Source organism: Paenibacillus phyllosphaerae (assembly GCF_014192105.1).
Classification (GTDB): Bacteria; Bacillota; Bacilli; order Paenibacillales; family Paenibacillaceae; genus Paenibacillus_Z; species Paenibacillus_Z phyllosphaerae.
The window spans coordinates 139,224-155,810 of record NZ_JACHXK010000018.1; the positions used below are offsets into that span (position 1 = coordinate 139,224).

Here is a 16,587-nt window from a genome sequence, read left to right on the forward strand (position 1 = left end):
AAGTGAATGACAATAACTTATATCGTTTGCCGATTGGTGACAAAAACATGTATTGTTTAACCCAAACGAAGATGATTCTCAATTAGATTGTTAATCGAGCTTCTCGTCCAGCTGAAGAACGGCGAACTTGTCTGCGCCGGCGCCGACGCATGCGGCGGAATCTGTCTGCATTGTGCAAGGCGTTATTTCCTGATAACGATAAGTAGCAATCGTCAACGCCCATCCTCCAACTGCCATTCTCGTCGATGGATCCCTATTGCTAATTATCGCGGAGCAAATTGGCCACAGGCATTAATCTCCCTCGGTACGATTTAGTTTTCTCACGAATGCTCGCTTATTCGCAGGATTTCGCCTTTGACAGAAATGCAGAATGATAGTTTAGGACTACTGTTGAAGACCGAGACAACATGAAGGCGTCAGGAAATAGAGGGGGAGGTTTTAACCCCATATCCTTCCATATACTGCACGCATGCTCCACGCCGCCCCTGGAGGTTTTCACTCCCATGTCTCAACGGGTCTATGCCCTCTTATTCCTTCGTTACGCCTGTCCAAGGGGTGGTTGTCAGATACCGAGCAAGCATTTAACTACCTGGAGAGCGGACGGGCCAAAGGAAAGGTAGTTATTAGAATAAAGTAATTCTAGAAAGAATCCAACCGATCACAATCTCTCTCGACTAAGTCGGTCGATGTCGGATGACAAGTTATTGTCATACGTAAATGACAAGAACTTTAGTACATTGCCGAAAAGTGACAACTTGAGTACATTGCCGCGGCAACACCACAATGGGGTGGCCGAGCGCGATATAAGCTGTGTTTCATCAAGCCTTTCTAATCGTACCATGTTAATGGTAGTTAAAGCATTGTGGGCAGGGCAGATGTCAGTCACCTGGTCATAAGTAATGTACAAAATACCATGTAAAGGAAACGGTTCAGTATAAGGTGTGTATCACCATATTACAAAATCAGTAGTATCAAGGGCTTGAGCCGATTTAGTTCCTCGCCTTGCCGCTTCGAAACGATCAAGCGCAATTCCACCCCGAGAGCTCCCGGCGCGCAATGCGATCCCGGAGGTCAAGGACGCTCAGTCACACGTCGGCGGTTAAACCTTGTGACTGGCCCATCCTCCAACGGATCTTCTATCTCGTTTCACGCCATCGGAGTCTAATGCAGCCAAATGAGAGAGCAAGCCCCGCAGAACATGTGTGGGCTTGTTTTGTTGTATGCCGACAGCCGCTGCGCATATGTATAGTGGCATATAGGCGATAACGACACCGTCATGTATGTATCATGATGTTCGATTGTAAATGGGACTATTAGCAGGGGAATAAGATTTTTCGTCGAATTTTGTCTAATGGATTATGATTGCCTCATCGAAGGTGAAGCAATAGCGGGAATCGTGAAGAGATTAATTTATCGAGAGGACAGATGTTCGGACAATGAATAACTTGCGGGCGTTTTCGGATCATCCTTTTTATTTGTTTCGTGACTTCAGAAAATTGTATATCGGCCGTTTCGTCTCCGGACTCGGTGACAAGGTGTTTGTCATCTCACTCGCTTGGTGGCTCCTTACCAAGGGCCAGGATAACGGGAATGTTCATTTGGGTATCATGATGGCTCTGACATTCCTGCCGGTAGTCCTGTTCGGGCCGCTTATGGGACCTCTGGTCGATCGGTTCAACCGCAAGACTTGTATGATTGCAGCTGACGCGCTGCGTTGTCTCCTGTTCGCAGGACTAGGTGCGGCTTTTGTGCTGGATTATACGCCGCTGTTTCTAGTGTATACGGGCTGTTTTCTCGTGGCAGCACTCATCCCGTTGTTTGAAGCTGCTTCCAGCAGCTCCCTTCTGCAATTAACCAGTGAACGTCACCTAGCTTCGGCCTCTGCCTTCGAAGCATCCGTCGTCGAACTGTCGAGTATAGCCGGGGCGTTGTGCGTCTCTGTTCTATTCTTCCAGCTCGGGCAGGGCGGGGTATTTCTATTCAACGCTGGCACGTTCCTCTTCTCATTGATCATGATCGCTGGGATTCGCACGAACTTAAATGCTGCCGCCTCTGCTAATGATCAGCCTGATTCGGCAGAATCGTATGCCACGCAATTCCGCAGCGGGTTCACTTATATCCGAAAACATAGATCGATTTCCAGCTTGCTCGTTCTATTTACGCTGCTTGACTTCTTCGTCTCACCAATTCTGATCTTCATTCCTCTTCTTGTGAAGGATGTACTTCATCGCGATATCGCATGGGTGGCTGTATTAGAAATTGCAATGTCAGCAGGTTCGCTTGCAGCCTTTGTATTGTTCAGTATGTTGAAGAAATTCAGGCGTATATATAGCATGTACTTTGCCGTACTCGCGCTGATGAGTCTCATCTTAGCTGGCATGGGATCGTTCACTGTCATGATCGTGCTGGTCGCAGGTGTCTTTATCTTTGGGGTCTGCCTTGCGATTGTCAACGGGATGTCGATGATGCTGTTTCAGCATGGCGTACCGGATGAGATGAAAGGACGTTTTTTTGCGATATTGAAAACCGTCTGCTTTGCAGTCATTCCATTGACCTTTGTGCTTAATGGTTACTTAGCCGGCATATGGACGATTCCGATATTAATGGCTGCCAATGGGATCGGTGCACTTGTATTGTCGGTTCTCGTATTGTTTATTCCGCGTATCACCAATGAAATTTGACAGATGAGGTGTACAGCTTGAGCGATTCTATAGACCATTCCGAATTATTGCTGTTCGATCACCACAAGGGGGGTGAATGGAACGAAACGACGACAGACTACCCCAAGGATGCAGCGATTCACGAACTGTTCGCACAGCGGTTGGCACAGTTCGGCTCGTTCACAGCAGTTGTGGATGCCCAGAACAAATCGTATTCGTATGATGCGCTTCACGAACGTGCCGCTCAGTTCGCCCACAAGCTTGTTGACCGGGGGATTGCGAGGGAGCAGCTGGTAGGAGTACTGCTCGACCGTTCCTTCGACTGGATTGCGAGTCTGCTCGCTGTGTTGATGGCTGGAGGCGCATATGTGCCGATAGATCCGGAGCTGCCTGAGGCGCGAATTCGAACCATCCTGCTGGAGAGTGGTGCCAAGCTCTTGTTGACTTCTTCCGGAAATACAGGTCAATTAGCAGATTATACAGGTGAAATCATGCTTACTGATGATATTTCCTTCGACATAAACGGTTCGTTCGATCAGATACTAGAAACAGGCGATGGAATAACGCGAACAATGTCCGCCTATGAGGATCGTACGCAGGTTATAGATAGATCTGATGCAGAAGGTGCGAACAAGGGCAGCGCGCTGGCTTATGTCATGTATACATCTGGCTCAACCGGCCGTCCGAAAGGGGTCATGATCGAGCATCGCAGTATCATCAGGCTGGTCGTCAACACCAACTATGTCACCTTTCGCCCAGGGATCGACCGGCTGCTGCAGACAGGTTCACCGGGCTTCGACGCTTCAACATTCGAGATATGGGGTGCGCTTCTGAACGGCGCTTGCCTGGTACTGGCTAACAAGCATCACCTGCTGGATACCGCGAACCTAGCAAGCGTACTTTCACGGCATCGCATCACGATGATGTGGTTGACCGCTCCGTTATTCCACCAACTGGTGCTTGATGACCCAAGCTTGTTTCAAGCGCTGGACGATCTGATCGTTGGCGGCGATATAGTCCAGCCATTGAAAGCATTGGCTGTCTTGCATGCATGTCCGAACCTGAGACTCGTGAATGGATACGGACCGACAGAGAATACGACGTTCTCGACGTATTATCCAGTTGATCGAAGCCAGCTGCCCGAGGCATCGATTCCAATTGGTTGGCCAATAAGCAACGCAACAGCCTATATCGTGGATGATTCAGGACAAGAGCTCCCGATCGGGGCTGTAGGTGAGCTATGGGTTGGCGGGGACGGCGTTGCGCGTGGATATCTAGGGGAGCAGGAATTGACCGCACAGAAGTTTATCAGCAGTCCATTCCGTGCAGGTGAGCGGTTGTATAAGACAGGCGATCTGGCAAGGAGGGACCGTAATGGTGCGATCGAGTTCCTCGGGAGAGCAGATCATCAGGTGAAGATCCGTGGCTTCCGGATTGAACTGGCGGAAGTCGAGCATCACTTGCTCCGCTTATCCGGTGTTCGTGAAGCCGTTGTACTCACGCAAGGACGAGAGACAGACCAAGAATTGTCAGCGTATTATGTCGCAGAACCCGGTGTGACTACTGCGGCGCTTGCTGACCAATTACGTGCAGAACTGCCGGATTATATGGTGCCAGCTCAATTCATTCGGTTGGAACGTATGCCGCTTACGAGCAATGGCAAAATCGACCGAAGTGCTCTGCTGCTGGCGGCACCAGATACCGAGCCGTCTACAACGCCTTACCAGCACAAGGAATCAGGTGAGAAGCTAACTCAGCTGGAAGATGCACTGCTGACCTTATGGCGGCAAGTGCTCCGTAAAGAAGAGATCGACAGCAAGAGCAACTTCTTCTTATGCGGCGGACATTCCATTCTGGCCATGGCGTTAGTAGCTCAGATTAGGCGAACATTCGGCGTACCCTTTTCGATCAAGACGCTATTCGATTATCCATCGGTAAATGAGGCCGCTATTGTGCTTGCTTTGCAGCTAGCTCAGACGGAAGGGCCAGCAGAGCAGCAGTTAGCGCCTGCCACGGTGAAGGACCGCTACCTGCTCTCTTCGGCGCAAATGCGTATGTTCGTTGAGCAGCAGCTTGTACCTGAGAGTACTGCCTACAATATTCCGATGTGCTGGCGCATCGACGGACCTGTAGATGTTGCTCGTCTTCAGCAGTCCTTACAGAAGTTGATCGAACGGCATGATTCACTTCGCACATCCTTTACCGTCATCGAAGGGATTCCGACTCAGCGCGTGCAGGAATCGGCACAGGCTATTCTCAACCTTATGCCTGTCGATCCACAGGATTGGGACGGGAGCAGCGAACAGTATAGGCGTGATTTTGTTCGGCCATTCGATCTCACGCAAGCCCCATTGCTGCATGCCGCAGTACTGGTACATGAAGCGGAATGCTTGTTGCTGCTGGATGTCCATCATATCGTCTCCGACGGTAAGTCGATGTCGGTCTTGCTGGATGAATGGTCACGGCTCTATGCAGGTGAACAGCTTGTTCCCGTTGCTGGTTCTTATGTCGATTATGCAGAGTGGGAACAGCAATATCTCGATTCAACGCCAGGAGAGAAGGAGGCAGCCTACTGGCATCAAATATATGCCGAGCCAATAGTACCGCTCCGGCTGCCTTATGACAAGAACGTCTCACCCTCTCAGCCAAGAGGGATGGGTCGTTATGAATTCCATCTAAGCACAGATATCAGTTCTCAGTTAAAGATGTGGTCAGACTCGCAGAGGTCGACCTTATTCGCCACCTTATTCGGGCTGTACCAATTGCTGTGGCACCGAAGAACTGGACAATCCGATATGGTCATCGGGACAGCGGCGGCCTCCCGCCATCATGCGGAAATACAGCAGCAGGTGGGGATGTTCGTCAGTACGCTGGCCATTCGCGGCCAGTTTGAAGACGGTATGACACTTACAGAATGGATAGGACGAACGAATCGGACTTTATTGGAAGCTTACGAGCATCAGCTCTATCCCTATGAGCGTCTCGTCAGGCATATTCGCCAAGAGGAGGAAACCGCTCCGGAACAGCTATTCGATACGGTGTTTGTTTGGCAGAATGCCGGTCCAATGACGTTGGCCTTGTCTGGCCAATCGGTGACACGGTTGCCTGCACCGGATCAGGACCCTAAGTTCGATCTGCTGCTGGAAGGCGAGGAGAAGGATGGACAGCTGATCTTCCGCTTCGATTATGCAGCTGACCGATTCAGCCAAGAGACGATTACGTTGTTGGCGGATGACTTGAAGGCGCTGGCTGCGTGGACAGCTGAGTCGTACAGCGATACAGCTGTCGATTCCTGCAGACTGCCGAGCTTAGTGAGACGGCAACAACGGGTGCAGGGGTTCAATGATACCGCAGTCGATTACCCGAATACCGCGAGTATCCCATCTCTATTCGCCGAACAGGTGCAGCTGTTCACACAGCAGACAGCCGTTGTCCATGGATCGCTGTCTCTTACTTATGGGGAGCTCGAGAGCCGTGCGAGGCTGCTGGCTGGCGTTTTACATGAGCAAGGGGTCCGAAGCGGTATGATCGTTGGGATCATGCTTCCGCGTTCCTTGGATTATATTGTCAGCGTACTCGCCGTACTTATGGCAGGCGGTGCATATATGCCTTTGGATCCGGAGCTGCCGGACGAACGTATTCGTTACATGCTGGAGGATGCAGGAGCAGCACGTATGCTCACCACCTCTATGTATGCGGCCAGGGTCAGCACGCTGCCGATCGGAATTGTACGGACAGAGGAAAGCTGTGAGCAGGAGACGGCAAGCGATTCGATGCGGGCAGCTATGGTTGAGACAGACGCGAATGCCTTAGCGTACGTGATGTATACTTCTGGATCGACTGGTATGCCTAAAGGGGTAATGATCGAACACCGCGGCGTTGTGCGGTTGGTTAGAGGTGCCAATTATATTGATTTCCATCCTGGGCAAGACAAGATTCTGCAAGCCGGTGCGATAGGATTCGATGCCTCGACATTCGAAATATGGGGCGCACTGCTTAACGGGGGCACGTTGGTACTTGCGGATAAATACGATCTGCTCGCTGCGGACAGCATGCAGCAGCTTATCGCCACTCATGGTATTACGATTATGCTGCTGACAAGTCCTTTGTTCCATCAACTGGCCGCAGAGCGGGCAGAGCTGTTCGCCCCGCTTCGGGCATTGCTCGTCGGGGGAGATGTCGTTCTGCCGCAGGTGGCCAAGGCAGTCAGGGAGAGATGCCAACGTACCCGTCTCATCAACGTTTACGGACCGACGGAGAATGCGACGTTCTCGACCTGTTTTACGATCGACGAGGATTATGAAGATTCGATTCCGATCGGGTATCCCGTCAGCAATTCTACGGCCTACATCGTTGGGAATGCCGGTCAGCTGCTCGATGTCGGTGAAGTAGGTGAGCTGTGGGTCGGCGGAGATGGCGTAGCTCAAGGCTATCGCAACAAGCCGGCTTTGACAGCGGATAAGTTTATTGTAAGTCCATTCCGAGACCAAGAACGGGTGTATAAGACGGGCGATATGGCAAGGTGGCGCTCTGACGGTGCGATCGAGTTTCTAGGGCGGCAGGATCGTCAGGTGAAGATTCGCGGTTACCGGATTGAAATTGCCGAGATCGAACATTGGATGATGAGGCACGAAGCTATTCGAGAGGCTGTAGTCCGGGTCAAGCAGCTTGGAATGTCTATGGAGCTGCTGCTCTACTATACAGCTGACCGGAACGTTCATTCGTCGGAGATGACTATTCATGCTGGTGCTGGATTGCCGGTCCATATGGTTCCACATGCTTGTATGCAGCTGGATCGAATGCCATTGTCAATGAATGGGAAGATCGACATCAATGCGCTGCCGGATATTGAGGTGAATGATAGTCGAGCGGATGATCTGAAGGCAGCATGTACCGAAATGGAGTTGCGGCTGCTCGAGCTCTGGCAGGAGACGCTAGGGACGGAGCCGATCGGAATCGACGACAATTTCTTCAAGCTTGGCGGTCATTCCTTGATCGCGATGCGGCTGATCGCCGCGATGAATCAAGCTTTGGGTATGAAGCTGCCAGTACGTATCCTATTCGAACAACCAACTGTACGCCGGCTTGTAGCCACTGTAGAGGACATTGCAGGTGAGGCGCTGCCGTTGATGGAAGCGGGCGACTCAACTCCGGTTGTGGCAATCGACACTAGGCCCGCTCTTCATGCACCCAACTTCAATAACGCCACTTATCCGATTGCCTATTCACAACGGAACTTATTCCTTGCCCATCACCAACATCAGGAGAGCCCTGCCTATAATATGCCAATGGTTTGGAGCTGGATAGCGTCTTCAAATGAGCCAAGACCAGATCGGCAAAGGCTGGAATCGTCGTTGCAGGAAATGATCGCCAGGCATGAAGCGTTCCGTACCAGCTTCCATATCGAGGAAGAGCAGCCCGTTCAACGGATACACAGTGCGGCTGAATTAACTCTGCAAGAGGAGACAATCGACCGCGAAGCGGATCTGGAAGCTGCAGTCCGCACCTTCATTCGCCCTTTCGATCTCGCACAAGCGCCATTACTGCGTGCGAAGCTTATCCGAATGTCGTCCGGAGCGCCTGATAAGCTGCTGCTCGACATGCACCATATTATCGCAGATGGTGTATCCGTCGATCTTTTCATGAACCAATTGATGGTGATTTACGATGGCGGTCAGGCATTGGATCGGCCAATCGTTCAGCTCAGGGAGGCAGCGCTCTGGCAGCACGAGCAAGTAAAGAGCGATTCGTTCAAGCAGCAGGAGGCCTATTGGCTGAGTCAATATGAGATAGAAGTGCCGGTTATAGAGCTTCCGCTGGATTTCCCACGGCCTTCCCTACGGAACGGTGATGGAGGACGTGTGACCGTAAGCCTGGATCGTCATGCAGCAGACAAATTGAATCGATTGGCGGAAGACCATTCAAGCACGTTATTCATGCTGTTGTTCGCCGTCTATAACGTGTGGCTGTCCAAGTACACGTCACAGTCTGATCTCGTCGTTGGCACGCCAGCTGCCGGACGCCGTAATCCCGCGTTTCAGGATACGATCGGCATGCTCGTTAATACGCTGGCGATACGCAGTTATCCATTAGGGGAGAAACCGTTCAACGTATTCCTGGAAGAGACAAGGGCTAATATTGCCAATGCGCTGGAGAATCAGGATTACCCGTTCGAACTGCTCGTCAGCCATGCGGCTGCTTCTCGTGAACCTGGCCGCAATCCCTTGTTCGCTACGATGTTCGTGCTTGCGTCAGATGCGACGACAGGAGAGAAGGCTCAACGATTCCGGCGTGATCGTGCAGGTATTCACCGGGCAAAGTTCGATTTGCTCGTCGAGGCGGAAACGACGAGCGATGAACTTGCGTTTCATTTCGAATACGATGCAGGGTTGTTCGAACGCAGGACCGTCGCTGCGATGTCGGCTCATTTCATGAACCTTCTCCATGCGGCAACTGTGGATCCGTCCGCTCGGCTTGCGCAGATGGAATGGATTTCGGCAGATGAGACGAGTGCGCTGCACGCATTCAATCCGCCAGAGCAGCCGTATGCCTGCGGCCGAACAGTACTTGAACTGTTGGAGAATAGCTTCAGTGCGCATGCAAGACGTACAGCGGTCGTATACGGGAAGGACAGCCTGACTTATGATGAACTTCATAAATACGCCAACCGGGTGGCACGCGCGTTAATGCGGCAAGACATCGGTCGTGGATGTATCGTGGCTATGGTTATGGATCGCTCCATCGAAGCGATCATCACCGCGATTGGTATCATGAAAAGTGGTACGGTGTATCTGCCTATCGACAGAATACTTCCTAAGCAGCGAATGGAACGGATCGTGAAGGAAGCAGGCGCAGCGGCTGTGATCATTGCCGATGATCTGCTAGATGGATGTGTGTTCGAGCAGGGAACACTTGCAATAACATATGAGGCGCTCCTCCAGGAGCAGAACGACTCGGATGTGCTAGTCCGGCGGGAGGTAGGGGATCTGGCCTATCTCATTTTCACCTCTGGTTCGACGGGTCATCCCAAAGGGGTCATGATCGGAGAGCGTTCATTCGTCAACGCGGTAGAATGGCACCGTCAGTTCTATCGGATTGGCGCAGAGGATAGAAGCACACAGTATGCTTCACTCGGCTTCGATGCATCGATCTTGGAGATCTTCCCGTATCTAATCGCAGGCGCAGCCCTTCATGTCATACCGGAATTGCTGAAACTGGACATTCCTGAGCTAAATGCGTATTACGAAGCTGCTGGAATTACGGTGACCTTCTTGCCGACCCAAATCTCGGAATCGTTCATGACGCAGGAGAATCGATCGCTGCGCCTCCTGCTCACTGCCGGCGATAAGCTGAATTCGTTCGTGCCGCAGCGTTATGAGGTGTACAACAATTATGGCCCGACAGAGAATACCGTTGTCGCCAGCTGCCATCTCGTGCAAGATGACGAGTCGAATATCCCAATTGGCCGTCCTGTCGCCGGCAGCCGGATCTATATCCTTAGCGCGGATCATCAGCTAATGCCAATCGGCCTTGCTGGGGAACTGTGTATTGCTGGAGCAGGGCTGTCTCTTGGGTATTGGCAACTGCCAGAGCAGACGCAGCGCGCTTTTGTCCAGAACCCATTCTCTCCTGGTGAACGCATGTACCGTACTGGTGACAGGGCGAAATGGCGTCCAGATGGTACGTTAGAATTTCTCGGAAGAATCGATGAACAAGTGAAGATTCGCGGCAATCGTGTTGAACCTGCAGAGGTACAGCGGGTGATCAGTGAACATCCTGAAGTGAGCAGCGCAATCGTATTCGATCATACCGATATCGGCCAGAATAAAGTGCTGTGTGCCGGATATGCAGCAGATCGAGAGATATCGCAGAAAGAATGGATGCAATATTGTGAGGAGCGGCTTCCGGAATATATGCGGCCTTCGCTTTTCTTGAAGTTTACGGCTATTCCACTGACAGCTAACGGCAAGATAGATCGAAAACAGCTCAGAGAGCTCGCAAGTGCGGTATGGTCGAGTAAGGCCGATCGACAGGCAGCAGATCAACCGCGAGACTGGATGGAGTCTCTTATCGTGGATTCTTTTCAAGCTGTACTTGGCGCAAGGATCGGTATTCACGATCGGTTCTTCGAGAACGGCGGCGATTCGATCAAGGCGATTCGGGTTGTTGCTCAACTATCTGATCGGTTCGAGATTCGGATCAATGATCTATTCGAATACCAGAGCGCAGCTGAATTAAGAACGCATATTCGGGTCAAAAGCAAAAGCAAATCGGTCAATCCAGAATCCAAAGACGTGTTTCCTGCAGCCGTCAGCCTCTCGACATTAAAGAAAGAGCTTCGCCATTACAAGGCTCGGGTCTTGGCGGATCTGAAGAACCAGCGTGGTGAAGGTGTATCGTTCAACGAAATTCTGCTGACTGGTGCAACGGGCTACTTCGGAATCCATCTGCTGCATGATCTGCTGAGGAGGACGAACAGTCGAATCCGTCTGCTCGTACGGGCTATGAATGATAAGGAGGCAGTGGCAAAGGCTGCGGAATGCTGGAGTTTTTATTTTGACACGCCGTTCTCAGCGTATTCGAATCGAGTCGTCGTCATTGCGGGAGATCTGGAACTCCATCGGCTTGGGCTGGAAGATGCTGTATATGAGAAGCTTGCAGAAGAAGTCGATTGCATCATCCATAGTGCAGCCAAAACCCAACATTACGGCTTCCGTGAACAGTTCGAACGTGTTAATGTAACCGGTACGGAGCACATGCTGCAGTTAGCTGCAGCTGGCAGAAGCAAAGCTTTCTACTATATGTCTACGATGAGTGTCGCTGCGGCTGTCGATCCGAACACTCGAGATCTGTTATTCACGGATTACACTTTTCCGGATGACGGTATATCGGGCAATTATTATATGGATACGAAAAAACAAGCAGAATTACGAGTGCTCGAGCACCGTAAGAAGGGGCATGCGGCTGTCGTCGTGCGGCTCGGCAATCTGGTGTTCCATAGTGGCACAGGGCGATTCCAGCGCAATATCGGCGATAACGCCTTTTATGGTCTGATGCGCGCTTGGATGCAGCTTGGCAGAATGCCCGATTCACCAGCCAAAATGCTGGACTTCTCGTTTATCGATTATGCAAGTGCCTCAGTAGCTGCGATCGTCTCCCGCGGAATTAACGATCCGGTTCTACATGTCACGCACCCAAGGTCGATCAGTTACCGGCAGGCTGCACAATATATCAACCAATCAGTAGGCGATGGCCAAATCCGATTAGAGCCCGTCGACAAACTGCTGCGTGAAGCTGAAGCCGTCAATCGGAATCACATGGACACGGGACAGACGAATGAAATCAGTCAGGCCTGGGAGAAGGTTCTGCTTGAACTAAGTCCAGACTATGCATCCAAGCGGCAGGAGCTCGTTCATCAATCCAAGAAATCGCATGCTATATTGGTTGAACTAGGCGTGGAATGGCCGGCAGTGTCGCAGGTCCATATAGCGCTCATGATAACCTATTGCCGAATCGTAGGCTGGATGTAGGCTGATGGAGGGGAGAGGGGGCAGCAATGAAATTAGAACGATTGATCGCTATGATCTACAAACTGTTGAACAACGAAGTGATCTCTGCGTCCACGTTTGCGGAAGAATTTCAAGTTTCCCCGAGAACCTCTATCGAGATATCGACGTCATCTGCGCCGCTGGCTTTCCGGTCATCTCGTATCAAGGAATGAATGGCGGGTAAGGTAGGATGGATGGCTCCTGTCTACAGACCGTTGCAGGCAAGCTAGTTATGATCAATTTTGCTAAGTCTTTGCACTACGGGGTATCTTGAAAGAACAGCTTCAACACGCACTTAAACTTTATGGAGAAGAAGTATGACTGTCGGATGACAAAAACATACGTACAATCGACTCCGCTAAATATGCGGAGTTTTTTATTTATGTACCCAAGTTCTTGTCATGGGTCGATGACAAGAACTTGGAGGCATTGCCGCGGTCTCTGCCATCACGAAGCTCTAGAAAGGCCAAAGAGGGGTTTGTATCAAGATAGGAGGCATAAGGAGCAAGGTAAGAAAAGGGGCCAGCAACACTGATCCCAATTATCTTGACTTCATATTAATAGACAGCTGCTAGCAGCAGCGCTGCGGTTTCTTCTGTACGCAGCATCAGACCCGCAAGCACAGCGGACGCTTGGCCTGTGTTTCACAGGGACAATGCATAGTAGTAAAATAGCAGGTTCTTCAAAATTCTAAATATGATGCCGATATACATGGTACTGCTTATCACAATTTAAGTAACAAAAGGATGGTACAACAATGGAGTGCACGAGCTGTGGCAAGACACTACCTCTTGAAAGTAAGTTCTGTAATCATTGCGGTGAAAGGGTACTACCTACTCATACTACGCAAGAGAAAGAAGAAGTACTACTTTTTGCTAATCAGGATTCGACTGTTGAGAAATCCGAAATAGATGAGAATTCTGCGTCAGATAATGACCATCTCGAACAGAAATCGCCTCAACTGGATAATCCTCCGATAAATAGATCCAAGAAGCGGTTTATTATTGGGGGGATGGGAGCACTTTGTCTAGTCATTATTACTGTGCTGATAATTTACCTACCCCCATTAGTAAAATATAATGGCGCCCAAGAAGCATTGGAAAATAATGAGTTTGATAAGGCAATTGAGGCATTTGAAAGTCTTGACGACTATAAAGATTCTGCATCCTTATTATTGGAGAGCAAGTATGGTGCAGCAGTCAAAAGGGCTTCTCACGAAAATTATGAAGGTGCTCTTCGTTTATTTCTAGATATCGAGGAATACAAGGATAGTCCTCAAAAGATCCTTGAAACCAAGTACCTCATGGCAGGCAAATTAATGGCCTCAAAGAAATACATTGATTCTGGTAAAGTGTTTGAGGAGATCAAGGACTATAAAGACAGTGCATTGAAAATTAAGGAAGTTAAATATCTTATGGGCAAGGAATTTCAAGTTAAGAAAAACTACGATGAAGCCGTTAAGGTATTCAAAGAAATCTTAGGCTATAAAGACAGTAAAGCTATTTACTCCGAGGCACTTTACCAATTGGCAATGACTCGAATTGCTAGTAAAGATTATGTATCTGCTATAGGTATGTTAAACCAAACAGACGGTTACAAAGATACCAATAAACGACTAACTGAGTTGAACTATATACAAGGTGTTAGATTGTACGAAGAAGGGAAACTTGGTCAGGCCAAATCCTATCTACAGAACTCAAAGGGGTATAAAAGTGCTAGTACTTACTTGCAGAAGATTGCTATACCAGATAAATTCCGGGGAACTTGGGGTGACGAATACGGCATCTCACAAGTCATTTTTGATGGATTAACGGTCTATTCCGTCTACCATCCTAACGACCCTAAAGTGAAGGTATATAAAGCTACAGCTACTGTTGAAGGATCTGCACTAGTGGTCGATGGTACCCGCTATTGGATGAAGAACAATAAGGTCTTGAGCGTAGCGACGGGTCCGATTATACAAGTGTTAATGAATACATCTCGTCATCAACGTATGCACCGATAGAGAGCCCATCACCGGCTATAGGCATGACTGCGAATGAAGTGCGCAATTCGAAATGGGGAAATCCGAAAGAAATCAACCGAACAACCACTGCTTACGGGGAAAGTGAACAGTGGGTATATAATAATTACAAGTTCATATATTTAGACGACGGTATTGTAACCTCGATATCAGAATGATAATGGAGCGCCCATTAAGTAATGGGGCTCTTTTTTTATGCGCGCTCACTGTCGGATGACAAGAACATACGTACAATGAGATCCGCTAATCAAGCGGGTCTTTATTTTTATGTGCTCAAGTTCTTGTCATACGTCAATGACAAGAACTTGAGCACATTGCCGAATGGGCGATAAATATGGAGTTGCTGCATGCTTGGGGCTCGTCGCTAGTTGAATTTAACTAAATACTGCAGCGCCTTCAACTTTGATAAGACTCCTTTTGGAAATCGATGTTTTCCCAAACCCCTTGCATGGGCTGTTACTCCACTGTAATTTTTATACTTTGAAAAAACTTAAAGTTTACTGGAGTAGCTGCATTCTCAATGCAAGCATGATGTAAATATGATTCCAAGATCAATTGTTGTTCGTCTTTATTAGAATCAATTAAATATCGGGGTAGAGGACCTGTATTTGCTAATTCCTCAAAAAGCATCATTCCGATTGGATTTCCAGCAGCAAAATAACTGCCAATTTTTTCAAATTCATAACCGCATGCTGAATAATCCCAGTTGTGTTGGATATCCATTTTTTGAAGGTCATCATGAATGTTATTCAGATTTTTAATCAAACTCGACTTGTAATTGGCAACAAGCTTTGTTGTATTGGAATCAGCTGATGGACTGATTCCAATTGACAGCAATCTACGGATAAAAGCAAGCTTATGGTGATGTCCATATTTAGGTCCAAATCGATCAATAGATTCTTTGATCAAGTTATCAGCAAAATCGATGGGATCAGAATAGGTTTTTGGTATCGGTTCTGTCTTCTTCGTTTCTGTATGATTATCCATAAAGGAATCTATAAATCCTTTAAGTGGAATTAGAAGTTGATACCGTAATTCAGCGTATCTATTTAGCTGCTCAATGTTAATTGATATCGGATTTAGTTTTTCTGATTTATCTGGGTTGTTGGAATAAACGTATACCATGAAGTCACCATGGCCTGGAGCTTTGGCCGGCCAACTAGCAAAAAACCTTTCCTCTGTGTTTGGTTTTACACCATCAATACTATCTAAGTTCACCGGATGAGTTCCAAAAACAGCACGTATATGTTTGAAGTATGTATCGTCATTTAATTTAGACTGAGAAAATATAGATTTATCATTTTTTAGAGGATATGGGGTGATTAAGGCACGGTGTAATTGAATAATGGCATCAACTAAGACATCGATTGAAATTATATATTGCATCAGATTAAGTGTTTCTAAGTGATCATAGCCAATCCCTATTTTTGGTGAGGGTTCTATATTGCATAATCCATCTGCGGTTACGGTTATCCAATCCATAGCAGAACAAATTGCGTTTAATTTATTCTTACCGTCAATATTTTTGTATTTGTAACGAAAAAAAGGATTGTCATTGACAACATCTCTAAAATCCTCAATTAATTCGATATCAATATTTATCGGCATTCTTCTGTTCTCCTACAAGTTTTATTAAAAATATATCACAATTGGTATATGCTGGTACATGGGACAACGTAGGCCAAAGCAAAAACCGACTGAACTAAAAGTACTAGAATGAACATATCGCCTGGACCGCTCACCGAAGAACGAACCAGAGCCGCGTGCTCCGAATGAAATGTCATAATTCGCCAGGTGGCCGGGAGCATTATTACACCCATTTGTAAATTTAATCAAGAATAAAGAACCTCCAAACCACGAAATAATAGGTTTGGGGGTTCTTTTAATTATGTTTTCAGTTATTGTGCTCTGTTCATCGACCCAGGGAGAAGTTTGTCGCCGCGGCAGCTGACAATACAAGTTGTTTGTCCTGATTGGCCAGCGAGACAGTTGACTGGCTTTTTTGAATGAAAGTGGGAATTGAATAATAACGACCCAAATCAAAAGACGTTTGATTGTGACACTAGCCATGTCGGATGATTCGCAAGTGCTTCCGACGGGAGCCTCAGAAGTACGCATCCAATTGCTAAAGCCTTTTTGGATTATGTGAGGGAACAGGGGTTATTTCCCGCGTCCGGCGTAAGCTTCCGCAACTTGGTGGGAAAAGGGGTAGCAGCGAGGATCGGCGGCAACCTTAAGTTGTTCCTGGAACTTCATGAATCGCTCGGAGTTTGAGGTGCAATTTAGGTTCAAATCTTAAAGGAAGTTGTGGCCAGACTATCGCTAAAGCAAGTGGTAAACCAATTGCGTTTTTGAC

General features: G+C 48.5%; 5 protein-coding genes and 1 pseudogene. 4 read left to right on the forward strand and 2 right to left on the reverse strand.

Annotated elements, in window-relative coordinates; all coding sequences use genetic code 11:
• Positions 1-90: 90 nt before the first annotated feature.
• Complete coding sequence (locus FHS18_RS35035) at positions 91-216, reverse strand: hypothetical protein (RefSeq protein ID WP_281378871.1); 126 nt, start codon at positions 214-216, stop codon at positions 91-93.
• Positions 217-1,436: 1,220 nt separating this feature from the next.
• Here FHS18_RS35035 and FHS18_RS26945 point away from each other — a divergent pair.
• The 4 genes and pseudogenes from FHS18_RS26945 (at position 1,437) to FHS18_RS26960 (ending at position 14,213) form a co-directional block, all read left to right on the forward strand.
• Complete coding sequence (locus FHS18_RS26945; protein ID WP_183603480.1) at positions 1,437-2,681, forward strand: MFS transporter; 1,245 nt, start codon at positions 1,437-1,439, stop codon at positions 2,679-2,681.
• A gap of 17 nt (positions 2,682-2,698) precedes the next feature.
• Positions 2,699-12,190 carry a non-ribosomal peptide synthetase gene (locus FHS18_RS26950; RefSeq protein ID WP_183603481.1) on the forward strand — a complete coding sequence of 3,164 codons (9,492 nt, stop codon included), beginning with the start codon at positions 2,699-2,701 and terminating at the stop codon, positions 12,188-12,190.
• A gap of 26 nt (positions 12,191-12,216) precedes the next feature.
• Positions 12,217-12,389, forward strand: a pseudogene (locus tag FHS18_RS26955) (helix-turn-helix transcriptional regulator); the annotation flags it as partial.
• Between the two features lie 576 nt (positions 12,390-12,965).
• Complete coding sequence (locus tag FHS18_RS26960; protein WP_183603482.1) at positions 12,966-14,213, forward strand: hypothetical protein; 1,248 nt, start codon at positions 12,966-12,968, stop codon at positions 14,211-14,213.
• A gap of 474 nt (positions 14,214-14,687) precedes the next feature.
• On the opposite strand, the gene FHS18_RS26965 is transcribed toward FHS18_RS26960, so the two are convergent.
• Positions 14,688-15,839: a hypothetical protein gene (locus tag FHS18_RS26965; protein WP_183603483.1), complete on the reverse strand. Its 1,152-nt coding sequence runs from the start codon at positions 15,837-15,839 to the stop codon at positions 14,688-14,690.
• Positions 15,840-16,587 lie beyond the last annotated feature (748 nt).